The sequence below is a fragment of the uncultured Brachyspira sp. genome, assembly GCF_944393015.1.
Taxonomy (GTDB): domain Bacteria; phylum Spirochaetota; class Brachyspiria; order Brachyspirales; family Brachyspiraceae; genus Brachyspira.
Genome location: NZ_CALXYQ010000022.1, coordinates 1 through 25,602, shown reverse-complemented (window position 1 = coordinate 25,602; position 25,602 = coordinate 1). Strand labels below are relative to the sequence as shown.

35 protein-coding genes are annotated in these 25,602 nt (G+C 26.8%); 4 read left to right on the top strand and 31 right to left on the bottom strand.

Going from position 1 to position 25,602, the window contains the following annotated elements:
* Window positions 1-49: 49 nt before the first annotated feature.
* From Q0K19_RS08710 to cas10, 11 genes are all read right to left on the bottom strand, one after another.
* Window positions 50-271 carry a hypothetical protein gene (locus Q0K19_RS08710; RefSeq protein WP_297247264.1) on the bottom strand — a complete coding sequence of 74 codons (222 nt, stop codon included), beginning with the start codon at window positions 269-271 and terminating at the stop codon, window positions 50-52.
* A 562-nt stretch (window positions 272-833) separates the two neighbouring features.
* Window positions 834-2,201, bottom strand: a complete 1,368-nt coding sequence (locus Q0K19_RS08705; protein WP_297247262.1) for a hypothetical protein — start codon at window positions 2,199-2,201, stop codon at window positions 834-836.
* Window positions 2,202-2,203: 2 nt separating this feature from the next.
* Entirely contained in the window at window positions 2,204-3,106 is a 903-nt protein-coding gene (locus Q0K19_RS08700) for a hypothetical protein (RefSeq protein WP_297247260.1), read from the bottom strand.
* Between the two features lie 74 nt (window positions 3,107-3,180).
* A complete protein-coding gene (locus Q0K19_RS08695; RefSeq protein WP_297247308.1) occupies window positions 3,181-3,612 on the bottom strand; it encodes a hypothetical protein in 432 nt (143 codons plus the stop codon).
* 41 nt (window positions 3,613-3,653) lie between these two features.
* On the bottom strand, window positions 3,654-4,004 hold the full coding sequence (locus Q0K19_RS08690; RefSeq protein WP_297247258.1) for a hypothetical protein: 351 nt from the start codon (window positions 4,002-4,004) through the stop codon (window positions 3,654-3,656).
* Between the two features lie 8 nt (window positions 4,005-4,012).
* Entirely contained in the window at window positions 4,013-4,786 is a 774-nt protein-coding gene (cas6, locus tag Q0K19_RS08685) for a CRISPR system precrRNA processing endoribonuclease RAMP protein Cas6 (protein WP_297247256.1), read from the bottom strand.
* Window position 4,787: 1 nt separating this feature from the next.
* Entirely contained in the window at window positions 4,788-6,068 is a 1,281-nt protein-coding gene (csm5, locus tag Q0K19_RS08680; RefSeq protein ID WP_297247254.1) for a type III-A CRISPR-associated RAMP protein Csm5, read from the bottom strand.
* Window positions 6,069-7,112 carry a type III-A CRISPR-associated RAMP protein Csm4 gene (csm4, locus tag Q0K19_RS08675; protein ID WP_297247252.1) on the bottom strand — a complete coding sequence of 348 codons (1,044 nt, stop codon included), beginning with the start codon at window positions 7,110-7,112 and terminating at the stop codon, window positions 6,069-6,071.
* A gap of 14 nt (window positions 7,113-7,126) precedes the next feature.
* On the bottom strand, window positions 7,127-7,885 hold the full coding sequence (gene csm3 / locus Q0K19_RS08670; RefSeq protein WP_297247250.1) for a type III-A CRISPR-associated RAMP protein Csm3: 759 nt from the start codon (window positions 7,883-7,885) through the stop codon (window positions 7,127-7,129).
* Window positions 7,886-7,888: 3 nt separating this feature from the next.
* Window positions 7,889-8,446, bottom strand: a complete 558-nt coding sequence (gene csm2 / locus Q0K19_RS08665; protein ID WP_297247248.1) for a type III-A CRISPR-associated protein Csm2 — start codon at window positions 8,444-8,446, stop codon at window positions 7,889-7,891.
* Between the two features lie 25 nt (window positions 8,447-8,471).
* Complete coding sequence (cas10, locus tag Q0K19_RS08660) at window positions 8,472-10,967, bottom strand: type III-A CRISPR-associated protein Cas10/Csm1 (protein ID WP_297247246.1); 2,496 nt, start codon at window positions 10,965-10,967, stop codon at window positions 8,472-8,474.
* A gap of 227 nt (window positions 10,968-11,194) precedes the next feature.
* On the opposite strand from cas10, the gene fabZ reads away from it, so the two are divergent.
* From fabZ to Q0K19_RS08640, 4 genes are read left to right on the top strand one after another with little or no spacing between them, the layout of a single operon-like run.
* Window positions 11,195-11,659: a 3-hydroxyacyl-ACP dehydratase FabZ gene (gene fabZ / locus Q0K19_RS08655; protein WP_297247244.1), complete on the top strand. Its 465-nt coding sequence runs from the start codon at window positions 11,195-11,197 to the stop codon at window positions 11,657-11,659.
* Window positions 11,660-11,686: 27 nt separating this feature from the next.
* Complete coding sequence (gene lpxA / locus Q0K19_RS08650) at window positions 11,687-12,481, top strand: acyl-ACP--UDP-N-acetylglucosamine O-acyltransferase (RefSeq protein WP_297247242.1); 795 nt, start codon at window positions 11,687-11,689, stop codon at window positions 12,479-12,481.
* A gap of 9 nt (window positions 12,482-12,490) precedes the next feature.
* A complete protein-coding gene (gene lpxB, locus Q0K19_RS08645) occupies window positions 12,491-13,621 on the top strand; it encodes a lipid-A-disaccharide synthase (RefSeq protein WP_297247240.1) in 1,131 nt (376 codons plus the stop codon).
* Window positions 13,618-14,427, top strand: a complete 810-nt coding sequence (locus Q0K19_RS08640; RefSeq protein ID WP_297247238.1) for a hypothetical protein — start codon at window positions 13,618-13,620, stop codon at window positions 14,425-14,427. The genes lpxB and Q0K19_RS08640 overlap by 4 nt, the downstream gene beginning before the upstream one ends.
* Window positions 14,428-14,781: 354 nt before the next feature.
* Here the strand turns inward: Q0K19_RS08640 and Q0K19_RS08635 are convergent, their stop codons facing one another.
* The 20 genes from Q0K19_RS08635 to rplN all read right to left on the bottom strand — a co-directional run.
* Window positions 14,782-15,363, bottom strand: a complete 582-nt coding sequence (locus tag Q0K19_RS08635) for a Smr/MutS family protein (RefSeq protein ID WP_297247236.1) — start codon at window positions 15,361-15,363, stop codon at window positions 14,782-14,784.
* Between the two features lie 22 nt (window positions 15,364-15,385).
* A complete protein-coding gene (gene rho / locus Q0K19_RS08630; RefSeq protein ID WP_297247234.1) occupies window positions 15,386-16,885 on the bottom strand; it encodes a transcription termination factor Rho in 1,500 nt (499 codons plus the stop codon).
* A gap of 126 nt (window positions 16,886-17,011) precedes the next feature.
* On the bottom strand, window positions 17,012-17,398 hold the full coding sequence (rplQ, locus tag Q0K19_RS08625; protein ID WP_297247233.1) for a 50S ribosomal protein L17: 387 nt from the start codon (window positions 17,396-17,398) through the stop codon (window positions 17,012-17,014).
* Between the two features lie 41 nt (window positions 17,399-17,439).
* Window positions 17,440-18,414, bottom strand: a complete 975-nt coding sequence (locus tag Q0K19_RS08620; protein WP_012671639.1) for a DNA-directed RNA polymerase subunit alpha — start codon at window positions 18,412-18,414, stop codon at window positions 17,440-17,442.
* A 30-nt stretch (window positions 18,415-18,444) separates the two neighbouring features.
* Complete coding sequence (rpsD, locus tag Q0K19_RS08615) at window positions 18,445-19,071, bottom strand: 30S ribosomal protein S4 (protein ID WP_297247231.1); 627 nt, start codon at window positions 19,069-19,071, stop codon at window positions 18,445-18,447.
* A 42-nt stretch (window positions 19,072-19,113) separates the two neighbouring features.
* Window positions 19,114-19,482, bottom strand: a complete 369-nt coding sequence (gene rpsK, locus Q0K19_RS08610) for a 30S ribosomal protein S11 (protein WP_047117487.1) — start codon at window positions 19,480-19,482, stop codon at window positions 19,114-19,116.
* Between the two features lie 58 nt (window positions 19,483-19,540).
* On the bottom strand, window positions 19,541-19,930 hold the full coding sequence (gene rpsM / locus Q0K19_RS08605) for a 30S ribosomal protein S13 (protein ID WP_008723417.1): 390 nt from the start codon (window positions 19,928-19,930) through the stop codon (window positions 19,541-19,543).
* A 22-nt stretch (window positions 19,931-19,952) separates the two neighbouring features.
* Complete coding sequence (rpmJ, locus tag Q0K19_RS08600; RefSeq protein ID WP_008723415.1) at window positions 19,953-20,069, bottom strand: 50S ribosomal protein L36; 117 nt, start codon at window positions 20,067-20,069, stop codon at window positions 19,953-19,955.
* Between the two features lie 24 nt (window positions 20,070-20,093).
* The gene (gene infA, locus Q0K19_RS08595; RefSeq protein ID WP_014488934.1) at window positions 20,094-20,312 is read right to left on the bottom strand and encodes a translation initiation factor IF-1; all 219 of its coding nucleotides are present in this window, start codon (window positions 20,310-20,312) and stop codon (window positions 20,094-20,096) included.
* Between the two features lie 6 nt (window positions 20,313-20,318).
* A complete protein-coding gene (gene secY, locus Q0K19_RS08590) occupies window positions 20,319-21,659 on the bottom strand; it encodes a preprotein translocase subunit SecY (RefSeq protein WP_297247228.1) in 1,341 nt (446 codons plus the stop codon).
* Window positions 21,660-21,670: 11 nt separating this feature from the next.
* Window positions 21,671-22,162 (bottom strand): 50S ribosomal protein L15, encoded by a 492-nt coding sequence (rplO, locus tag Q0K19_RS08585; RefSeq protein ID WP_012671634.1) that lies wholly within the window; start codon window positions 22,160-22,162, stop codon window positions 21,671-21,673.
* Between the two features lie 11 nt (window positions 22,163-22,173).
* Entirely contained in the window at window positions 22,174-22,353 is a 180-nt protein-coding gene (rpmD, locus tag Q0K19_RS08580; protein WP_014488935.1) for a 50S ribosomal protein L30, read from the bottom strand.
* Window positions 22,353-22,835 carry a 30S ribosomal protein S5 gene (gene rpsE / locus Q0K19_RS08575; RefSeq protein ID WP_014488936.1) on the bottom strand — a complete coding sequence of 161 codons (483 nt, stop codon included), beginning with the start codon at window positions 22,833-22,835 and terminating at the stop codon, window positions 22,353-22,355. The genes rpmD and rpsE overlap by 1 nt, the downstream gene beginning before the upstream one ends.
* Before the next feature lie 47 nt (window positions 22,836-22,882).
* Entirely contained in the window at window positions 22,883-23,239 is a 357-nt protein-coding gene (gene rplR / locus Q0K19_RS08570; RefSeq protein ID WP_048593376.1) for a 50S ribosomal protein L18, read from the bottom strand.
* Window positions 23,240-23,249: 10 nt separating this feature from the next.
* Window positions 23,250-23,822 carry a 50S ribosomal protein L6 gene (rplF, locus tag Q0K19_RS08565; protein ID WP_014488938.1) on the bottom strand — a complete coding sequence of 191 codons (573 nt, stop codon included), beginning with the start codon at window positions 23,820-23,822 and terminating at the stop codon, window positions 23,250-23,252.
* Between the two features lie 24 nt (window positions 23,823-23,846).
* Complete coding sequence (gene rpsH, locus Q0K19_RS08560) at window positions 23,847-24,248, bottom strand: 30S ribosomal protein S8 (RefSeq protein WP_012671629.1); 402 nt, start codon at window positions 24,246-24,248, stop codon at window positions 23,847-23,849.
* 16 nt (window positions 24,249-24,264) lie between these two features.
* The gene (locus Q0K19_RS08555) at window positions 24,265-24,450 is read right to left on the bottom strand and encodes a type Z 30S ribosomal protein S14 (RefSeq protein WP_008723403.1); all 186 of its coding nucleotides are present in this window, start codon (window positions 24,448-24,450) and stop codon (window positions 24,265-24,267) included.
* Window positions 24,450-25,013 carry a 50S ribosomal protein L5 gene (gene rplE / locus Q0K19_RS08550; protein WP_012671628.1) on the bottom strand — a complete coding sequence of 188 codons (564 nt, stop codon included), beginning with the start codon at window positions 25,011-25,013 and terminating at the stop codon, window positions 24,450-24,452. The genes Q0K19_RS08555 and rplE overlap by 1 nt, the downstream gene beginning before the upstream one ends.
* Window positions 25,014-25,030: 17 nt before the next feature.
* Window positions 25,031-25,372, bottom strand: a complete 342-nt coding sequence (gene rplX, locus Q0K19_RS08545) for a 50S ribosomal protein L24 (RefSeq protein ID WP_008723393.1) — start codon at window positions 25,370-25,372, stop codon at window positions 25,031-25,033.
* Window positions 25,373-25,374: 2 nt separating this feature from the next.
* Window positions 25,375-25,602 (bottom strand): 50S ribosomal protein L14 (gene rplN, locus Q0K19_RS08540; RefSeq protein ID WP_297247219.1); only part of this gene is annotated, 228 nt, incomplete at its 5' end.

The following is a 25,602-nucleotide window of genomic DNA, read 5'->3' as shown; positions in this document are numbered from 1 at the left end:
ATCTTTTTATATTCCAATAATTCAATATAAAAACAAACCTAAAGCATTTTCAAAATAAACTTAAATTATACATTTTTTTCAGTATATTTTTTCTTATACATCTGTTTTTGTTCTCATGAGGCTTATTTGGTGATTTTGTTACGAAATTTCTAGTATACTTCTTTATTTTCACAATGTTCTTAGATACTCTTAAAATAGAGTTATCATGATCCAAATTTGATACCACAAAATAAATGTGATTAAGATTAGAAGAATATAAATAGTTCATCATAAAACCCTCCAAATATTTCTAATTTTTAATCATTTAAAAATCCATCAGGATTAATAAATTATTTTGTTTCTAAATTCTGAAGTTATAATTAACTACAACTTCATCAATATTCAGATTAGGTTAAAGAGCTATTTACATTAATAATTATAACCATATATTTTAAAAAGTCAATATATTTTTTTATAAAAAAATTAAAAAACATTAAAATATACGATTTATTATTTATAATATTAATATAATACAATAATGACAATAAGTCAATAGTATAACAATTATTTTTTGGAAAAAAGTTATTATTTTTTACTAAAGATACAATTATATTATAGAAATTAGTATAATTATTTAAAGAAATTGAAAAAGAATCAATATTCATATGATAACCTCTCCTAAATATGTATGTTTTATAAACATTTGAAGTATGAATACAAATTATGTTTAATAAAACTATTTTTAGTAATTAGTTATGACCGTATTGTATAACTTAAAAATATTTAGATTAGGTTAAAGAACGATATTTTACTGCTCCTAATATACCATTTATTTAAAATAAGTCAAATAAAAACTATAATTTTTCTAATATTCTTTTATTTATTTCGTCATAAACAAAATATTTTTCATCAAATTTTTTCATGAAAATTAATTTTAATAAAGCACTGCATTTATTAATTATATCTTTAGATGATATATTACATTTTTTTAAAATATCTTCTTCAGATACATTAACCATTTGATGTGCTGCCGTATTTCTTAATTTATTTTCTATTTTATTTAGAGAAGATATGAGTTTCTTATCTTTACAATATTTTATATTTTCAAGAAATGGAGTAAGCATTAATATAAAATCTGATAAATCTCCCTTTTTTTGTTTTAATTTCATTAGATAAAAATATTCTATCAATATCTTTTCTGCATTATCAAAAGAATTTAACTTATCTTGAAAGTATTTTAAACAATCAGCATCTAAATTAATATTTTCTTTCTTTAGCTCATCATCACTATACTTTAATTTTACTCTAAAATCCGCATATCTCAAAAGAATTAAAACATCTTGGAAATTTTCTTTAATGAAATCATTATCTTTGAATAATTCATAACATGTTTTGTATTCATATGATCTTTCAATCAAAGCTGCAATTTGGGATTTTATTCTATTTTGCACCAATATTGATAGTTTAGCAACAGAATATTTTTTATAATATATATCATCATTAATAATATTATTTTCTCTATATATAGTATAATCTTCATATTCATCCCATATAGTGTCAATCTTATCCAAACGATCTAAAATATTGCTTCTTACAGGTTCTTTATATTCTTCAGAAGAAGGAGCAAAATATTGGATAGCAGATGTTGATATTTTACTTCTTAAAGGATCAGATAAATATATTGGAATAATATTAAAATTAGTCTCAACACATTCTAAAGCAATTCTAGTTTTTATTTGTGCAGTAGAAGAAGTAATATTAACTAATATTTTATAATCTTCATAATCTCTTTTTAAATCATTTATCATATCATAAAAAGTTTCGCCTTCATTAGACATTATATCCGCATCAAAAGTATTATGATATTTTATTAATTTCTTTTCAACTATACATTCACTAGAACGCTTTGTTATCTCTTTTTCTAAGATATCAAAAATATTTACAGAATCTTTATTCTCTTTAATTATCATTTCAGGTGTAAATAATAATAAAACTTTCTTTGGCTTATATTTTCTAACTATTGAAAGTATAGTACCCTCTGTATTTATTTCAGAATTTACATTAAGATATTCCAACATTGACTTTATTTTATCATTATAAGCAGGTAAATTATTATTTTTTAAATCATAATTAAGTTTATTTTTAACTAAATCTATATTTAATTTATTTCCAACTGCATCATTAAAACCTACAGGTGAAAATAATACATATTTCTCTATCATTATTATTTCTCCAATGGATCTATTAACAAAGTTTCTATATCTTTATTTATAATACAGTTATAATCAAATTTTAATCTTCCATCTTCTCCAATGTCGGCAGGAGAAAGATCGTTTTTAAATATTAACTGAAATAATTCATCGCACTTATATAGTATTCTATCAGATGATAAACCTACATTATAGATTATATCATCTTCTGTAATGCTGATAAGATTATGTGCTATATTATTTCTAACTTTTGATTCTATATCTCTAAATTCTTTAAATAAATTATAAATACTCAAATAATTATTATTATAATATTTGAATATAATTAATAAATATTGTATAGTAGCATAATCATTTTTAGAAACATATTTATCAGCTATATCTAATATTTCCCGTTTACTTTTTATTTTGTTATATGAATTACATATATCATTAACTTCATCAGACTTATCTTTATATTTCATCAAATCTTTAATATTATCAATTATTTTATATTTATTAAATGTAGGATTCTTTATGCTACCATAAAGACTTGCTGCTATTTTAAATAAATCTTTAAAACCATTATTATCACTTTTTAATTTTAAAAATAATACCTCTATTTTTTTATATAAATCTTCTATCATAGTATCAATATTTTTAATATCCAAAGATAAATATTGAATATTTTTATATTTATTTTCCAATTTAGCATGTTTAATATAATTTCTTAATTTAGTATAAAAAATTTCATTTTTTAATGTATTATTTTTTATTTCAAAAACATTAATATAGCTTTCATTTTTATTTTTAATAAAAACATCTTTTAAATCTTTAATATTCAAATTAGATAAAAAATAATAGAAAAGTTCTGTAATAAAAGGTGTAATTCTAAGAATAAAATCAGACATCTCGCCTTTTATTTTCTTTATTTTCATAACAAAATAATATTCCCTAAATATATTCATATATTTTAATTTATCTTCTTCTATTTTTCTATTATTAGTATAATTTAAATTAACCCTCTCCTTTGCCTCTTCAATTTTTTTATCAAATCTTTTCTAATATGCCTATCATTTTTAAATAAATTATATGCCGTAATATAATTATACTTACCATTTTCGTCTATATCTCCAGATGCAATTAAAGAATGTATTTGAGACTTTATTTTTGGTTTTCTTATACTATATATATTGGGTTCTACACATCTTTTAATAATTTCTTCATAATCCGAATATACCTTAGAAAAATCTTTTTGAACATTTTTACCAGTATGTAAATCGTTAAGAGATACTAAAACTTGAACAGGAATCAACTTATAATTATTTAAAGTTTCCAAAGAAAGCTTTAAATTCATTTGAGGTGTAGAAGAAGTTATATTTACTAATATATTATGTTTACTGTATTTTTCTGGAATATTTTTTAATTTTTCATTAAAATCTATATTGTATTCCCAACTATATACATAATCTTTATTAAAATCTTCTATTTTAAAACTTCACATGATTTTGATAATTCTTTTATTTTTTCTGACAATACATTATATTTTATTTCTACTTCTTTAACAGTATTTGTAAAAACAAGAATAACACAATCTGGTTTATAATGTCTTACAATATGAAGTATTGCCCCTTCCATTAATATAGGTTCTTTATTTCTTTTTGATTCTATATAAGTTATTAATTTATCTGCTTTATCCTGACTGATTTTACCTTCAACAAGTTTTTTATTTATTTCTTCAATCATATCATCTTTATAATATTCATCGCCAACAGGATCATTTCCGCCAACTGGTGTAAATAGAACATATTTTGATTCGCTATTTTTTTCTAACATAAAATATCCTATTTCGTTTTAAAATAATTCCTTGAAATTAATACCCCTCCCATAGAAAGAGAAGTTTTTGCTCCTATTCCAGAATAATTTGCAAAATCAAGAAGGATATTATAAATATTTACAAGCATATTATTGCCATCACAATAAAGCTTAATAGAACCTATAAAAGAATCCAATTTTACTCCTTCCATAGAAAATTTAGTACTTTTTAAATTATATTGAACCATTCTTACACTGTTCACTATATCTTCCACTAATTTATTGTCTTTTAAAGATAAATCCTTGCTATAATAATTCCATTTATCATACAGACTAATAAACATATTACTCAAATAAGGAAAAATAGTATAATGTCCATGTACTTTATATGTAGTAGGAGTTAAAAATTTCATATCAGCTGTTCTTATGGTATTATTAGATAAAAAATATCTGTCTGAAATATCTTTATAACTGCATACATTAACTATTTCTTTAGATATAATATCTATTTTTAAATTATGATATGTTAAAGTAAAAGAGTTTACATCATCATCAAACATTTTATCGATAATTTTTTCTTTAGCTTCATCATTTAAAGTAGATATTTTCCATATATAGCAATTACTTTTACTGTCAAAATAAGAATACTGACTATAAGGATTAAGTCTTAGATGATGAAGTTTATCAACATAATGAGTATCCAATTTTGAATACATATAACCATGAAATAAACTGCCATAATCTTTTTTTATTACAGCATTATCATCTCTAGGCTTCATTTTTATAATTAAACTAGCTAGCATATTAGATTTTTATCTCTTCAATTTTTTCTATACTGCAAATACCTATATCATAAAAAATATCATCATACTTAGTAAATCTTAAAGTTCTAGGACATATTTCCTCATAACAATCTTCTTCATCTTTTCTTATATGTCTTTTTATTTTTTCAACTATATCTTTGATTTCTATACCTTCTTTATCTCCATGAAATTTAGCAATAGAATAAATAATATTTTTTGTAAAATATCCGTTATGTCCTCCAATAAATATATTAGCATTCTCAGAATTTCTATAAGCATGATATTGATTTTTTGTAATAGAAAGTGCATTTGGAAATAAATCAATTGTCTTTTTATATATATTAAAATATTTATTCAAACTATCAATTATATATTTGATATCAAAAACATTACTAAGCAATCTATCTATTGAAAGATTAAAAGTAAAAATAGTATCTGGTTTTAAAAATTCTAATTGTATTGACATAGCATTTATGTCTTTACTTTTTAATGAATAATCATATCTGCTTCCTATAAAAAAATTTGATGTTTCATTTTTTTCATCACAATAAATAGGTATTGGATTACTGTCTGAAACATGTATAGAATTAAATAATTTATTTTTATTAAATTTATCTTTTAATATATATTTCTTTATTATTTCATCTTCTAAATTTGACATTTGCCTTATACTTTTGTCTTTCATATAAAATTTTAGTTTATCTTTATTTTCTATGATAGCATTAGCAATAATTGCAGTTCTAATAGCACCTTTAATGCTTGAACCCGGTATATATGGAACATCGCAAGATTTTACAAAAGTATTAATAGAATTTAGACTATCTTTATTATTATTTATGATATTATTATCACGATATTCTAATGAATACTTAAAAATACTATCATCATAGTCAATTCCATTGAAAAAATCAGAAATACTAAAATTCTCTTTCATACAATCTTCTGAAAATTTTTCAAATAATTCTTTAGATTCTAAAAAACTATATAGTCTTTCTTTATGTATTATTGATACTTTATTTGTTTTATTATCATAAACATACATAGTTTTATTTAGTTCTTCTCCGCTTCCTATAAATATAGGAGTCAAAGTCTTTACTGTTATTTTATATTCATGAAAATTTTTTAATTTTAAATTATCCGGATCAAAATCAATTTTATTATTATATTTGTTATTATTATTATATCTATTGTTATTATTATTATATCTATTGTTATTGTTATATTTGTTATTATTATATCTATTATTATTGTTATAATATTTATTATTATTTTTATTCTGCATCTAATTTAACCCTATATATAAAACTTTTCCATATCTATAAACTTCATGGCTGCCATTATTTGATACATTTATTATATCACCTTTAAAAGATGTATTTTCAGACTCTTTTTTTAACATAAAACAAGAACCTTCTTTAAACATACATAAAGATTTTCTTTTTAATAGATTATCACTATATGTGAGAGAATATATAAAACCGCTTCTCTTAATTAAAGAATAATATGATTCTCTTAATTCAATATTATTTAATTCATCTATTATAGGATAATATAAAGATAGAAGCATTTTATAATTGTCTTTATTTTCATCTTCAAATTTAAATATTTTAATAATACTATCATCTTTAATCACTTCATAATTAAATAGACCATATCCTGAAGTTCTTTTTCCGCCTATACCTGAATACTGCAAACTTTTTAATATAGTTTCAAATAATTTTAAATTTTCATCATTCATATATGCAAGTATAAAATAAAGTCCGCAATCATTATAAAAACTATATCCTCCTACACTATAGAGATCATTATTATCATCATCATTATCTTTATTATCTCGGCTGCTTCTTAAACTTACTTTTTGAATTAAACTATATTCCGCAAAATCATTATAACCTTTTTCTTTATCAATTTTTTCTAAAAAACTATTATTTCCCTTATTTAAACTTTCCAAATAACATGACATATCATCAATTTTTAAATATGATATTTTTTTCATAGCTTTTCTATCATATTTATTATCTTCTAAATTATTTTCTTTAGCATCATTATTATTTTTATTTCTCACAAGAAAAGGCTTAGGAACATATAATTTATCTTTTTTATATGGAAAAAGCGAAGATATTAACAGATCTCCTTTTCTAAATAAGTCTATAAAGTTATTGTCCAAATTATCAGAACCATTTAATTTAATGTATTCCAAACATAATGCAGAAAATAACGTATCACTATGACAAATTAAATCAGCTTCTTCTAAGCTTGTACCTAAAATATCACTTCCGAAATGAACAGGTGATTGAAATTTCAATTTGTATATCTTATAATTCATATATCTTAAAAAACCTATGATTTAAGTCTATTAAATATTTCCATAAATTTATTTTCTATATTTTTTGCTTCATTATCTTTAATATTTTCATCATTAAATTCTATTTTCTCATCTTCTTTGTTAATTCTGCAGTTTTTTAATACAGTTTGTATATTAAAATCTTCAAATTTTACTCTTCCATAACCTCTACTACCGCTTCCGCCCAAATAATCAAACTCTAATGCCTTTATTGCATTATATAAAAGTTTAAAATTATTTTCATATTTAGTATCATCAGAAGTAAAATTATAAATAACCTTAAACTCAAATACAGCTCCAGCTGGTACCCTTTCTAATTGTCTAGGAGTAGCAGATAATTCATTTCTTTTTATTGTATTTTCAAATTTAATTTCAGTAAAGTCAAAATCTAATTCTTTATCTTTTATAAACTTGGCACTTTCTTTAGTCAAAAACAAATCATAAAATTGCAACTTAGATTCTTCATTCTGAGCTCCGAAAAGTTCTTTAATATATTCATTATCCTTATTATGATCAGGAAGTTTATTAACATTATCATAATTTTCAAATATCATTCTTGCCAAAAGAGTTCTAAGTTTTCCTTTTATTGAAGAACCAGGTATAATGGGCTGTTTTGTCAATGGATCTTTTATAACAGGACTGTCAATTGCACCTATTGGAGAAAAATCACTTGAACCTCCAATATGCATACCTGTTATAAGCTTAATTTTCGAAGTTATTAAAAATTTATACTTTAAAGTTTTTAAAGCTCCCATTTATCAATTTCCTCCATAAAATTTATGATAAGATACTATTGCTTCTATATATCTTGCTAATTCTTTAAAATCTTCCAATTTTCTCTCAGATATTATTAAATCTATTTTAGGTAAAATCCTTATATACAATGCCTCTATACCCTTTTTACAAAAAGAATGTTCACTATTATTAAAAGTTTTCTTATAAGATAATTTATTTAACATATCTTTACTCAAATACTCATTTAATTTACTATCTATTTCTTTACTGTAAACATCTTCATTATTATCTTTATTATCCCTGCTTCTACCTACTAAATATGCAAGTTGTGTTTTCATATATTTTATATCTCTAATAACATTTTCATTAATTTTTTTATCTTCTGCCATATCATCTTCTACTAAGAGTCCATTATTTATCCTATTTACAGCTGACAAAAATTTCCTTATCTGATTTGTACTAGCAAAAACATTTAATTTATTATTAAAATTTACAATTATATATTTTTGTACAAAATATTGTGCCTCCTCAATATCCAATGTCAAATCTTTATTAACAAATGTTTTGTTATCCGCACTCATAAATTATATCTCCTCCTGAATAATATTATTCTTTTCTAAATAAATATATTATAAAATCTAAGGCAATATTTAAATATTTAATTTCTTTATTAAGATATTTTGATTTTTTATCATTCTCATTTTTTTTATCTTCTTTTTCTTTATATCCTGCTGTAAACCAATTATATATTTTATCTTTAAATAAATTATAATTTTTATTATTTTCATTATTATAATTAATTCTTGCAAGAGAATAAGCAAGTCTAGCTATATTAATACCTCTATCTTTATCATATAATTCTATAAGCTGCTTTAACCTGTACATAAGAGAAACAGATAATAAAACTTTTTCTTTATCATAATCATCTTTAGAAAAATAACAAACAGAGAATAAAAAATCTATCTTCGATTTAATTTCTTTAAATTCATCCCAAGTAAATACATATTTAAAACTTTTATCTTCTTCTGTTTTATAACTATGAGGTATTCCAAATAAAGCAACAGAATCTTTTTTAATACATTTATTCTTTTCTGTATACTCATTTTTTTTAGCTAAATCCTCAAGTTCTCCTGTTTGAGAAGCCATTTTAGATATAGGATATTTAGTATGAAAAAAACCTATTCCAGCTGAAAAAGTAAGCTTATCATCTGTATATTTTCTAAATGATTCTCTCAAATCAAATGAAAAATTAATAACATCAAGCCAATGACCAACCAAAAATACATCATCTCCGCCTGAATAAACTATAACAATACGTTTTTCTTCTTTTCTATCAAAACTATTATTATGAAATGAATCACCAAATAATTTATAATTATCAATATTAATATTGCCTTCACATATAAAATTAATATAATATTTAAAAAACAAACTTAAATGCCTTGAAAATGATGAAGTTCTTAATATATCAGCATGCCCTATAAAACCATTCATAAAAGCATCACCCAAACTATCAACATCGCATCTTAAAACTGCAAGCCTATTTATACCAATTGTATTATTATTTTCTGTGCCTTTTACTAAAGTTTCAAAATCTATTAAATTTTTATCTTCTTTATCCTCTTTAAAATTATAATCACCCAAAAAAAGATTTACATACTTATTTTCTTTATTATTTTTAGAATAAGCTCTCACTAAATTACTACTGTTAATTTTTTCTTTTGTACCAAAATATAAATATCTATCAATTTCTTTATTTTCATTTTTACCGCATTCATAATACAGAGAAGGCAAACCTACCATTAGATTATTATCTAAACTCTCTTTACCATTATTATTAACTACAAATATACTTTCTTCTTTTGAGAGCATATATTTGCCTGCATTATATAAATTAAAGCAAGTATCACAAACATATCCTAAATTACTTTCTTTTGTCTTTTCATTTTTTATTATTCTTTCTCTTGTAATATGAAAGCCGCTATGACAAATTGTACATTCTCTGTATTTATTAACTTTTAAAGACAATAAATTATTTAATTGGCCATTATCAAATCCATAAATATATCTTCTTTGTTTCATTTGTGTGAGTTTACTAGAAAGTTTTTTAAATACTGATGAAAAATCTTTTAAGTTATTAAAATTAAATTTTTCTACTCCCATAGCTATATAAAGATCTATGTAAAAATTATCAATAAACCAATCGTTTAACCTTTGTATTATATTATTTATTATCTCCTCAATATTACTATAATTAGGAAGTATTAAATAAAAATGTCCTCCGCCTGTATAAAGTAAATTAGCTCTTGTTAAATTAAAATATTCTAAAATTTCATCTGCAATATGTTCAAGCATTATTTCAAGATAAAAAGATCTTGCCCTTAATGACTTTAACACCCCTTTAGAAATAGAAGATATTGTATATATAAACTTCTGTATTCCTGAAATATCACCTGAAAGCAAAACAAAATGCTCATACTCATCATCATTTAAAAAAGATTCATTTAATTCATTTCTTTCTTTTAGCAAATATAAACAGGAAGCCAATGCCGTATTAATCTTTAATTTATCATAAAAAGATATATCGCCTATACCATATTTCCCATCTTTAAAATATGGTACATAACAAAAAATATTTGATAATGTATTCAAAACAGAATTTATATCCTCAGAATCAACTATTTTTTCCCAATCTAAATTTTCTATATATTTTTCATAATCATCTGATGAATTATCTTTTATTTTATCAGGATATATTATTGAATTTTTTATTTCTGATAAAGGGTAATATCTTATATATTCACCATTTATAGTATATTCACCATTTGTAGTTTTATCTTTTTCTACATGTTTTTTAAATGTTGTAAATATAGATTTTAAAAATTTTTTATTTTCAGGTTCAGTAAATTTAAAACCATTATTATCTGATATAATATCTACAAGTTTTGATGAAACTTTATCCAATAATAATAAATTATTGTATTCTAATATTTTTTCTAAATCAGATAAATTTTTCCCAATTTTACTTTCAGAGCCAAAATATAAACTCAAATCATAAAAAATGGATTTTAATAAAAAATATTTATAATCTTGAACATTCATATCTTATGAGTATATAAAATTAAATTGAAAAGTCAATAATATATCATTAATTATTATTTTTTTTAATTATTTTATAGTCTATACAATATAGTTAATATACATTGATTAACTATAAGGAATATTTAAATAATTTTAAACCTATTTTTATACTTGTAACTTTAATATTATATGATATACTTATATTAATTAGTGTAATTTTTATTATATTTATAAGGATTTATTTGAAAATGGAAAAAATTAATATAAATAAAATAATGGAATTATTACCTCATAGATACCCTTTCTTACTAGTTGACAGAGTAGAAAGTGTTGAAGAAGGAAAAATACATGCTATAAAAAATGTAACTTTCAATGAACCTCAGTTTACAGGACATTTTCCGGAAAGCCCTATTATGCCAGGCGTTCTAATGATTGAAGCATTGGCTCAGACTTCAGGTATTTATTGCTACACTAAAATTTTAAAGCCTGATGAATACGGTAAAAAATTTATGTTCTTTGCTAAAATAGATAATGTTAAATTTAAAAATCCTGTAATACCTGGTGATATTATGGATATGTATGTTACTGTTGAAGCATTCAGTAATAATCTGCTTAAAACTCATGGTGAAGTTAAAGTTAATGATAAATTAGCTTGTTCCGGAGATTTAGGTTTATTTTTAGTTGATAAAGAAGCTATGAAAATAGATAAATAATTAGCTTAAATAAAATAAGGAAAATAAATGTCAAATAATATACATCCAACTGCCATAATTTCTGACTCTGCTAAGATTGCAGATACTGCCGAAATTGGGCCTTATGCTGTTATAGAAGGTGAAGTAAGTATAGGAGAAAACACAACTATCGGAGCACATTCTGTAATAAAAGAATATACAACAATAGGTAAAAATAATATAATACATGATCATGCTGTTATAGGAAATCTTCCGCAAGATATACATTTTGATAGAAAAACAGTGAGTTTTCTTGAAATAGGTGATGGAAATGAAATTAGAGAGTTTGCTAATCTTCATAGAGCATCTAAAGAAAATGCTAAGACTATTATAAAAAATAACTGCTATATAATGGCTACTGGGCATGTTGCTCATGACTGTGAAATAAATGATAATGTTATAATATGTAATGGTGCTTTAGTAGCAGGACATGTGAGAGTTGAAAAAGGTGCTTTCATATCTGGAAACTGTGTAGTACATCAATTCTGTGCTATAGGTCAGTATGCTATGATAAGCGGTATGTCTGCTGTAGGAAGAGATATACTCCCATTTGCATTAACTGCTCATGCAGGCGAAGCAATTATTTATAAGCTTAATTTGGTAGGTATGAGAAGAGCTGGATTTACTTCAGAACAGATTTCTCAAGCTGAAGAGGCTTATGATATGTGGTTTAATTGGAATAAAACAAAACAAGAATTTTTAGATACATATTTAAATGATACCTCACTAAATCCTATAGCTAGAGATATTGTAGAGTTTATATCCAAAGCTAGAAGAGGAATAACTCCTAGAAAAACAGTTTAAAAATAAATTATGAGAATATTTATAGCCACAGGAGAAGTTTCAGGCGACATTCAAGGTGCCTTATTAGCAAGAAAAATAAAAGAGTTGAATCCTGATATTATATTAGATGGTTTCGGCGGTGTTGAAATGCAAAAAGCTAATGTTAATATATTATCAGATATGTCTACCTTATCAACTATAGGAATATTTGAAGGTGCTAATCCTAAAGTTGCCTTCAAAAATCTTGGTGCTTTTAATAGATTAAAAGAGTATCTAAAAAGTAATAAAGTTGATATTATGCTTCTTGTAGATAATCAGGGTGTAAATTTATTATTAGCAAAATACTGTAAGGCTAATAATATACCATATATATATTATTTTCCTCCTCATGTTGGTATATGGGGTGCTTGGAATGCTAAAAGGCTTCTTTCTGCTAAAAAAATAATTACTCCTTTTGTATTCGATTATGAAGTATATAAAAAATTCGGATGCGATGTAATGTATAGCGGACATCCATTTGCAGATTTGGATTATAATAAAAATGTACCTGAATTAAATATGCCTAAAAAAGAATATACTGTAGGAGTTCTATTTGGAAGCAGAAATCAGGAAATAAAAAAGCTCGCTCCGGTATTTATAAAATCTATGAAGATGCTTAATGATATGCTTTCTTCAAATATAAGATTTGTAATACCAATAGCATATCCTGAATATAAAGAACCTATAGAAAAAATTTTAGATGCTCATAAAAATTTATTAGAAAATGTTTCGTATTCATTATTATGCGGTGATGATAAAGATTATGTTTATTCTTATTCTGATGCTTTAATAATGTCAAGCGGTACTGCTAGTCTTTTAGCTGCATGCTACGGAAAACCTATGGTTATATGCTATAAAATATCATTTATAACTTTTTTTCTTGGAAAATTGCTTACAAATATAAAATATGTTGGTATGCCTAATGTTTTACTTAATGAGGAAGCAGCTCCTGAACTTTTGCAAAATGACTGTAATCCTAATGCTATTACAAGTCATATTATAAAATATTTAACTGATAAAGAATATTATAAAAAAGTAAGTAATAATTTGCTTAGAGTGAGAGAAACTTTAGGTGAAAAAAATGTGCTAGAACGTATAGCAAAAGAGATTATAAATTCATGATAGATTCTAAAACAGATATAGAAGAAATAAATAAATATATTAAAAATCATAAAAAAGAGCCTATCAAATTTAATATCACTTGGCTTGATAATAATTCTAAACAAAAAATAAATTTTATTTTGGAAGAGATATTAAAAAAATATAATATAAGTAAATATACAAATGATGCACATTATATTATAATGGAGCTTATCTCAAATGCTATAAAAGCTAGATATCTTCATGCTATTACAATTAATACTTTAATAGAAAAATTTCCCCATTTTATAGAAAAAATAAAAAACGAAGAATATTTTGATGATTATGATATAATGAGTGAATATTCCAATATATTAAAAGATGAAGAAACTATAAAACAATTAAAAGAATTTATAAAATTAGAAAATAAACTTATAAAAGATATTGATAATAATATTGAAATAGATGAAAATAAATACTCAAAATTATTATTATGTAATAGCAAACTTACTATAACATTGGTAGTTAGATTTAATAAAAACAATATAGAATTCGAAATAATAAATGATGCTCCTCTTACAATGATTAGCAGAACAAGAATAGATTCTAAAAGATTAACATTTAAAGAATATTATAAAAATAATTTGGTAGAAAAATTCTTTAAGGAGCAATTAGATAATACAGAAAGTGCAGGATTCGGACTTGCTTTATGTGATTTAAGATTATTTAATCAAACTTTAGAGCCTCATAATCATTTAAAAATATACGATGAAAATCATAAAACCCATTCAAAATTAATACTGCCTATCAAAAAAGAATTTACTCTTGTTGTATACAATAAATATTAAAGTTTTAAAATTTATTTACATACCCCGCCCTTTATTTTTTATAACTTTTATTTGAATATAAAACTTCATTTTTCTTATTAATTTATTTAGAAAATAAAGCACCCGCCCAAGTTGTTTTTAAATTTAAAAATCTATTTAACGCACGGTTAGCTAAACTTAATAATATAATTAATTTCTAATTATTGATGCATCTATATTCATAACTTTACTCTGCGTGCGGTGATGAGATTAAAAATATAATTAAATTTTGGGTGGGAGCTATAATTTCAAAATAAATTAAAAGGAAAAATCAATTAAATATTCTAAATTAAACAAAAAATATATAGGGTGGGATTTAAAATAAAGCAAAAAATATTATATATCCAAATAAATTATTTTAGCACCGCTTCCTCCAAGGTTTATAGGAGCATCAGAATAATATTTAATATAATTTTTTCCTTCTGTTGCTAAATAATATTCAACTAGATTTTTTAAAACAGGTATTCTATTCTCACTTCCAAAACCTTTACCATGTATTATTAGTATTGGGCTTATTTTATTTTTTTTGCATTCATAAATAAAATGTTTAATTTCTATTAATGCCCTTTCACTTGTAAGTCCATGCAAATCCAATCTATCCTTTGGAACTGCATTCTTTATGTTAGGCTTGAATTTGGTATTAACCTTTCTATCATGAATAGATTTTTTAGAATGATTAGTGCAATCGAGATTTTCAATTGCACTTAAAAACATTTCTTCATCTTCTTTTGTATAGGCTAATTCTTCTTTTGAATCAATTTGAATTTCTTTATTAAGATTATTTTCTTTATCAATTTTATTTTTATTAAATTCTTTTTTTATATCTTCTTTTTTCTTATTAAACTCATCAGGAATATATCCATGATCTAAATAGAATTCAAATAGTCTTCTTTCTTCCTCTTCAGAATTTTTCGACATATTAATAAAATCCTAAAAAATATTATGAATTTAATAATTTTAAAAACTCAGCATTGTCTTTAGTAGAATTCATTTTATCAACAACAGTTTCTATTAATTGATCTTCATCTATACCCTGAGACTGCATATACTTTCTTAATGCCCACATTTTATTTTTCTCTTCTTCAGTAAGAAGCAAATCCTCTCTCCTAGTAGAAGAAGAATCAATATCAATAGCAGGGAAAAGTCTTCTATTAGCAAGTTTTCTGTCTAAATGAAGTTCCATATTACCAGTACCTTTGAACTCTTCATAAATATAATCGTCCATTTTACTTCCAGTATCAACTAAGGCAGAAGCAATTATAGTAAGAGAGCCTCCCTCTTCTATATTACGAGCAGCACCGAAGAATCTTTTTGGTTTATGTAAAGCATTTGAATCAACACCGCCTGTTAATACTTTACCGCTTGCAGGAACTACTAAGTTATAAGCTCTTGAAAGTCTTGTAATAGAATCTAATATAATAACAACATCATGTTTATTTTCAACTAATCTTTTTGCTTTTTCTAATACCATTTCAGAAACCTGACAATGTTTATCAGGAGTTTCATCAAAAGTAGATGCTATAACTTCAGCTTCCGGTACTTGTCTTTTCATATCAGTAACTTCTTCAGGACGTTCATCTATAAGAAGAATGAAAAGTTTAATATCAGGATAATTTTTACATATAGCATTAGCAATTTCCTGAAGCATCATAGTTTTACCAGCTTTAGGGGGTGCAACGATTAATCCTCTTTGACCTTTACCTATAGGAGAAACTAAATTTATAATACGAGTAGAAATTTTATTAGGAGCAAACTCTAAATCTATACGTTCATTAGGAAAAATTGGAGTTAATTTATCGAAATGAGGTCTTTTATAAAGATTATTAGGTTCTTCCCCATTAACAGTTTCTATTCTAAGTAAAGCGAAGAATTTCTCTCCGGCATTATCTTTAGGAGGTCTAACTTCTCCAGTAATTAAATCACCAGTTCTAAGTCCGAAAAGTCTTATTTGAGCAGGAGAAATATATATATCATCAGGTCCAACTAAATAATTACTATTTTTTGAGCGCAAGAATCCAAAACCATCTTGCAAAGTTTCTAAAGTGCCTTCAGCAACTATTTTTCCCTCTAAAGCAATCTGTGCCTTTAATATAGCATGCATAAGTTCCTGACGTCTTATATTATTACTAGTGTCTTTCTTTATACCATAGGACTCAGCAAATTCTAATAATTCCTCAAAAGTTAAAACACTTAATTTGCTAATATAAAGTATATCATGAGGTCTTTTTATTTCTTTCACTTCATCATTACTTTCTATTTCTTTATCAAATTCATCTTTTTCCTGTATAATTTCTGAATTATTTGTATTTTCTTCATTAGTTTCAGCGACAACCTGTTTTACAACTTTCTTTCTAACAACTTTTTTCACCTGAACAGGAGCTGTTTCAATTTCCTCATTTTCATTAGATACTTTCACACGTTTTTTGGTTGGAAAAGGCATAATAATTCCTTCGATAAACAATAATCATGCCAAGTTATAGCGAATACTCGCTATAACTACACGATATAATATTTATCTTAATTTGCTTATATTAGATTTATAAACTTGATTTAATTTATTTTTAATTTATTTATTTTCAGTTTTAGCAGAATTGCTATCAGATTCGCAAAGCATAACAACACACATGTCAGCAGCATCACCGAATCTCTTGTATGATAAAATTTTTCTTACATAACCGCCGTTTTTACCAGCATATCTAGGAGCTATATCTTTGAAGAGTTTAGCAAGTATTGTTTTATCTTTAACATACTTTGCTACAGTTCTTCTATTATGAACATTATCAACTTTAGCTCTATAAATTATTTTATCAGCTAATTGCTTAATAGCTCTACCCTTTTCTTTAGTAGTTTCTATTTTTTCATATTTAAAAAGAGAAGTAAGCATATTAGAAAGCATAGCTTTTTTATGTGCACTTGTTCTATTAAATTTTTTTACTGTAACTCTATGTCTCATTTTACTATCCTTGAAAGTTTATTAACTTTTATATTATTCTCTTATCCTCTCATACCAAGATGAGCATTATACTCAGCTAGCTTTTCTTTAATTTCTTCGATGATCATTTCATTAGCACCGATTAATCTTAATAAATCAGCATCAGTTTTAACAGCAACTTTATCTAAAGTTTTCAAATCAGAAGCCATTAAGAAATTAGCAGTTCTAACAGAGAATTCTACCTCTTCAATATGTTTGCCTTTAAGAGAATCAAGCACAGAATCTTTAGGAGTTTCTTCTATTTTTTCATCATCTCCATTAGCCTCTTCAGGATCCATAAAATGCTTTAAATTATCTCTTAAAATTTTAGCAGCTTGGGATAAAGCCTTATCAGGAGCTATATTACCCTTAGTTTCTATCTCAAGAGTAAGTTTACCATAATCTATACGCTGACCCACTCTGATAGGATCAACATTATATTTTACACTTACAATAGGAGAATAAATAGCATCTATAGCTATAGCATTAATATCTTCTAATAATTCAATATTCATTTCAGCAGGCACATAGCTGTATCCGCCTTCAATTTGAATATCCATCTCAAAAGTATATCCCTCAGCAATTGTAGCTATATAATAGTCAGGATTATGCACTTGAGCTTCAGTATCATCAGCCACCAAATCTCCAGCAGTGATAACACATGGACCTTCTTTTTTCATATGAATAGTTTTAGTATCCATATGGCTAGGAAGAGAAACCACAACATTTTTAAGATGCATAATCATAACAATTGTGTCCTCTTTCATTCCAGGAACATTTTCAAATTCATTACTAACACCATCAATTTTGATAGTAGTGATAGCATAACCAGGTATAGAAGATAATAGTACTCTTCTTAAAGCATTACCAACTGTTACCGCATATCCTCTCTCAAAAGGCTGAGCTATAAATTTACCATAAGTAGGAGTTAAATCCTTCTTTTCAAAAGTAACTCTATGAGGATGTCTAATAGATTCTAATATTTCTTTTAATGCCATTCTTAAAATACCCCTTATAAAAGAGTTCCATTACTTAGAATAATACTCAATGATGAGCTGTTCATTAATAGGATACTCTATATGCTCTCTTATAGGTAAAGTTACGATTTCACCTGTCTTATTAGAAAGATCTAAACTCAACCAAGCAGGAACATACTCACTTTTTAAACCTTCCACTATAGTTTTTACTTCAGCTACTGTATTACCTCTTTCAGTGATGGAAACTTTATCACCTACTTTAACACAATAAGAAGGAACTGTCATTCTTTTACCATTAACTGATATAAAACCATGAGCTACAAATTGTCTAGCTTGATTTCTGCTTTTAGCAAATCCAAGTCTGTAAACAACATTATCCAAACGAAGCTCTAATAATCTAAGTAAGTTTTCACCGGATACACCAGCTACACGAATAGCCTCATGATAATAATTTCTAAATTGTTTTTCTAAAACGCCGTAAATACGTTTAACTTTCTGTTTTTCTCTCATCTGAATACCATATTCTGATAACTGTTTCATTTTTCTGTTAGCAGGACCAGGTACATCTCTCTTTTTTGTTATAGCACATTTAGCAGTAAGACATCTATCGCCTTTCAACATAAGTTTCATTTTTTCTCGGCGACATAATCTGCAACTAGCATCTCTATATCTTGCCATAATTATTTATCTCCTATTATTAATACAATTCTTAATTAACTATTATATTCTTCTTCTTTTTCTAGGACGGCAGCCATTATGAGGCATTGGAGTAACGTCCTTGATAAGTTTAACTTTAAGACCTGAAGCTTCAACAGCTCTGATAGAGCTTTCTCTTCCCATTCCAGGACCTTTAACATAAACTTCTACTTCTCTTACACCCATTTCATAAGCTTTTTTAGATGCTTTTTCACTAGCAACTTGTGCTGCGAAAGGTGTAGATTTCTTACTACTTTTGTAATCTCCATCTAAACCTGCACTAGCCCATGATAGAGTGTCACCATTTCTATCAGTTATAGTAACTATTGTATTATTAAAGCTAGCCTTTATATGTACTATACCAAAAGCTTCAACTTTTCTATCTTTTTTAATTTTTTTATCTTTTAGAGTTTTTTTACCTTTTTGAGTAGCCACTATTCTCCCCCATTAATTATTTTTTACCTGGTGCTTTTTTCTTACCAGCAATAGCTTTTCTTGCACCGCCACCTCTAGCATTACGAGAGTTTGTACGAGTGCGTTGACCATGTACAGGAAGCCTCTTAATATGACGCATTCCGCGATATGAGTGAATGTCTTTCAAACGTTTTATATTATTATAAAGCTCTGTACGTAAATCACCTTCTACTTTAGTAGTGGCTTCTATAGCATCTCTTAAAGCAGTAATTTGTGCATCTGTTAAATCTTTAGCTTTAATAGAATAGTCTATATTAGCTTTATCACAAATAACATGAGCAAGAGTACGTCCTATACCATATATATCAGTAAGGGCTATTTCTATTCTTTTATTATTTCTTATTTCAACACCCATTAAGCGTGCCATATTAATTATCTCCTTAAATTAATTACTTCTGTTTTTGTTTATGTCTTGGGTTTTTCTTACATATAACTCTAACGACGCCTTTTCTCTTCACTATTTGGCAGTCATTACAACGTTTTTTTATAGAACTTTTTACTTTCATTGTAACTAATCTCCATTTAATTTATTACTTATAACGATAAATTATTCTACCCTTTGTCAAATCATAGGGAGACATTTCTATAGTTACTTTATCCCCAGGAAGTATGCGAATAAAATTCATACGCATTTTGCCTGATATATGAGCCAATATCCTATGACCATTTTCTAACTCTACTCTAAAAGTAGCATTTGGAAGAGGCTCTACTACAGTACCTTCTACCTCTATAGTTTCTCTTTCAGCCATATTTTATTACCTTCTCACCTTAGATTTCTTTAATATGCCGTCATAGTTATGCATTTGTAAATAGGACTCTATTTGTTTTAATAACTCAACAGTAACACTTACACTAATCATTACAGATGTTCCACCCATCAAATAAACAAGCGAATCATTTGTACCTCTAAAAGGAGCAAATATAGGAATCTTAGACATTAAATCCGGAAATACAGCTATTGCTGCTAAGAATATTGAACCGCCTATAGTTATTCTGCTTAATACAGTCTTTAAATATTCTGCAGTTTGAGTACCTGGTCTGTAACCTGGTATAAAACCGCCGGACTTTTTAAGATTCTCAGCTATATCATCAGGATTGAACTGTACTGATGTATAAACATAGGCAAACATTATAACTAATAAACAATAAAGAATTATGTATGCCCAACTTCCATAAGAGAAGAATCTAAGCAATGCATCAAGCCATCTCCATTGAACTCCTCTAGTTAAGCTAGCTATTTGAGCAGGAATTGCCATTAAAGCTGAAGCAAATATTATAGGAATTACACCGGATGGGTTGATTTTGAAAGGTATATGAGTTGATTGAGCTCCGAATACTTTTCTGCCTACAACTCTTTTAGCATACTGAACAGGAATTCTTCTTTGTCCGCTTTCTTCATAAACTACGCAGAATATTACTATTGCGAAAATTATAAAGAAAAGAACTATAACTAAAGAATTCAAATATTCACTTTCTCTCTTCTGTATAACATCATATACACCAGCAGGAATACGAGCAACAATACCGGCAAAAATTATAACAGATATACCGTTACCAAGGCCGCGTTCTGTGATCTGGTCACCTAGCCACATCAAGAACATGGTACCAGCAGTAGCTGTTACAACCACTAGAAGTATGAAACCTATACCAGGATTCATAAATATCATAGCACCTTCATTTATACTCTGAATCCAACTAGCCATAGCTGCAGATTGTACTATACAAAGAACAAGAGTTAGATATCTAACATACTGATTTATCTTTTTACGACCACTCTCACCTTCTTTTTGCATTCTTTCCAAAGCAGGAATAACTACACCAAGAAGCTGCATTATAATTGAAGCAGAAATATAAGGCATAATACCTAATGCTAATATAGAAAATCTAAATAAAGCACCGCCTGAAAATAAATCCATTATAGTTAAAAGTCCTCCTCCGCCTTGAGATGAGGACAAGAAACCTAACAATGCTGTAGGATCTATACCAGGTGTAGGAATATGACTACCTATTCTATAAACTAATATAGCAATAACAGTAAATAAGATTCTGCTTCTTAATTCTTGTACCCTAAATATATTAGCAAATGATTTCAACATTATAATTTACCTTAAGACTTTTTATCTTCTTTCTTTCTAATATATTTTTTGCGTTCATGTATTACAACTTTACCGCCAGATTTCTCTATTTTTTCTATAGCTTTTTTACTAGCCATATCAACTGTTATAGTAACAGCATTTTTTACTTCACCCATAGAAAGAAGTTTAATATAATCTCTCTTAGATGATAAGAAACCCATTTGAAGTAAAGTTTCTCTTGTGATTTCATTACCGCCTATAGAATCTAAATCACCAACATTTATAATATTTACACATTTTTTGAAAGCTGCATTAGTGAATCCGCTTTTTGGAATTCTTCTATGTAAAGGCATTTGTCCGCCTTCAAAACCAGCTCTTCTGCTGTAACCGGCACGAGACTGAGCACCTTTATCACCTCTGCCTGCAGTACAGCCCCAACCAGAACCTTGTCCGCGTCCTACTCTATGACGTTTTTTACTAGATCCCTTAGGAGCTCTTAATATTTTTGTATTTTCTTGTGCCATTTTTAAGAACCTCACTTATACTCTACTTTAAGAAGATGTGATATTTTGTTTATCATTCCATTTATTTGAGGAGTTGCTTCTTTTTCTACAACTCTTTTGCCCTTTTTGAAACCCAAAGCTACAACTGTATCTCTTTGAGATTTCTCATAGCCTATAGGAGATTTTACTAATGTTATTACAACTTTAGCCATTATTCTGCCCTCCCATAAATTTGATCTATACTTACACCTCTTTTATTAGCCATATACTCTACTGTTTTCAAAGATTTTAAACCTTCAAAAGTAGCTTTAGCTAGGTTCATAGAGTTGTTATTTCCTAAAGACTTAGAAAGAATGTTTTTAACTCCTGCTAATTCTAATACTGCACGAGCAGGACCTCCAGAAATAACTCCTGTACCTTTAGAAGCTGGTTTCATAACTATTCTGCTGCTTCTAAATACACCAACTGTATTATGAGGTATAGTTTCACCTTTTAAGTTAACTTCTATCATGTTTTTCTTAGCTTGCTCTATAGCTTTTCTTATAGCATCTGGTACTTCGTTTGCTTTACCGTAACCTAAACCAACATGACCATTTTTATCGCCTAAAACCATTAAAGCGGCAAATCTAAAACGTCTTCCGCCTTTCATAACTTTAGCTACTCTGTTTAAAGTTATTAGACGCTCTTCATACATACTTTTTTCTTCGTTGTTATTTATATCGTGTGCCAAGGTAATACTCCTTAAAATTTCAATCCTGCTTCACGAGCACCGTCAGCTAGGGATTTTATTTTTCCATGATATATATATCCGTTTCTGTCAAATACAACTTCACTTATATTTTTTTCTTTTGCTCTAGTAGCTAAAACTTTACCTATTTCTTTAGCTATATCCACATTCTTACCGCTTTTTAAATCTTTTTCTTGAGAAGATGCTGATGCTAAAGTGATACCTTTGCTATCATCTATTATTTGAGCAGATACATATTTAAGACTTTTATGAACTGTAAGTCTTGGACGCTCTGAGCTTCCTTCTATTTTTATACGTATACTTCTTTTTCTTCTTTCGCGTTGAGCTTTAATCTTTTCTCTTAAACTCATAAAAAACCCCTTACTTAGCAGCTTTTTTACTTTCTTTATATTTTACATGCTCGCCGTCAAATCTAACACCTTTACCTTTATAAGGCTCAACAGGTCTTTTCTTTTTGATATTCATAGCAAGCTCGCCTACTTGTTCTTTATCATTGCCTTCTATAGTGATTTTAGTATCTTTTTCAACTGTTACTTTAATACCTTCTGGTATTTTCATTTTTACATCACTAGAAAAACCTAATTGCAATGTTATAGTATCTCCTTGAACATTAGAACGATAACCTGTACCTTCTAATTGAAGAACTTTTTTATATCCGTTAGTAACGCCTTCTATCATATTAGAAATAAGCTTCCACACTAAACCTAATTGTGCAGAGTATTTAGCTTTATTTTCTTTAATAGCTTTCTCGTCAGTACTTTCAATCTTAGGAGGTTTAACCCAAAGAGAATTATTTTCGAGTTCAAATATTATATAATCAAAAAACTCTCTTGTCAACTCCCCTCTTTTACCTTTTACGATTACTTTATGTCCGTCTATCTTAACTTCAACGCCTTGAGGTATCGCTATAGGTTTATTTGCTAATCTACTCATTATTAATACCCTCTTAATAATTTATTACCAAACGTAGCATAAAACTTCGCCGCCAACTTTTTCTTTTCTAGCCTCTTTATCTGTCATTACACCTTTACTTGTAGATATTACAGATATACCGAAACCGTTTTTTACTTGAGGTATAGTATCTACTGATGTATAAACTCTTAAACCCGGAGTTGATACTCTTTGAATTCCTTCTATTACTGAACTTCCCTCATAATATTTCAAATCTATTTCTATGCGGAAGAAATTTTTATCTTTTACTTCTACTTTTTTGAAGTCATTAATATAACCTTCTTTCTTTAAAATTGCAAGTATATTTTCCATTTTTGTAGAAAAAGGTATAGTAACAGCCTCTTTTTTTGCTCTACAACCATTTCTTATTATAGTTAAAGCATCTGCTATTGGATCATGTACACTCATTCATATTCTCCTTAAATTACCAACTAGACTTAGTTACGCCCGGTATCAAACCTTTATTTGCTAAATCTCTAAAACATATTCTGCACATCTTGTACTGTCTTATATAAGCACGAGGTCTGCCGCATATTGGGCAACGATTATATTGTCTTGTTTTATATTTTTGTTTTTTTGTAGCTTTAACTTTAAGTGCCAATCTAGCCATTATTTATTCTCCTGACTTTTAGGTGCTGCACGGAATGGCAAACCAACTCTTTCTAATAAAGTGCGTGCCATATCGTCATTATCTGCAGTAGTTACTATTGTTATATTTAAGCCTTTTACGGCATCTGTTTTATCAAAACTTATTTCTGGGAATATAGTATGTTCTTTTATTCCTAAGTTATAGTTACCATTACCATCAAAACCTCTTCTAGGAATACCTTGGAAGTCTCTTACTCTTGGTAATGCTATGAATATTAATCTCTCTAAGAAGTCATACATTCTTTCGCCTCTTAAAGTTACTCTGCAGCCTATAGGCATACCTTGTCTTAATTTGAAGTTAGCTATAGACTTTTTAGCTCTTGTTACAACAGCTCTCTGTCCTGCTATTTGGCTTAGTTCTTCTACAGCAGAATCAACATATTTTTTGTCTGTTACAGCCTGAGTTACTCCCATATTGATTATGATTTTTTCTATTTTAGGGATAGCCATAGTAGAGCTTAAATTCATATCTTTTAGAAGAGACTGTTTAATCTCGTTTTCATACCTATCTTTCAATACTGACATAATTTATTTTCTCCTACTTACTTATCAAGAACTTCGCCTGATTTTTTGGCATATCTTTTTAGTTTACCGTCTACTTCTTTTCTTCCAACTCTAGTAGCTTTTCCTGCTTTGTTTACTACCATTACATTGGATATATGTATTGAAGCTTCTTTCTCAACTATTCCGCCTTTTTGATTCTCTTGGCTTTTAGGCATAGTTTTTTTAACCATATTGATGTTTTTTACTAAAACTCTGCCTCTTGTTCTATCTACAGACAATACCTCTCCGCGTTCTCCGCTTTGCTCTCCAGCTATTACCTCAACAGTATCGCCTTTTTTTACTTTGTATTTTGTCTTACTTAAATCTTGTTTCTTTATCATAATTATATTACCTCTGGTGCAAGTGATACTATCTTCATAAAGCCTCTGTCTCTAAGTTCACGAGCTACAGGTCCGAATATACGTTTACCGCGTGGCTCTTTCTTATCATCTACTATAACAGCAGCATTCTCGTCGAAACGAATATATGAACCGTCAGGGCGTCTAACTTCTTTTTTTACTCTTACTATTACAGCTTTTACTACTTTACCTTTTTCTATAGAGCAAGTAGG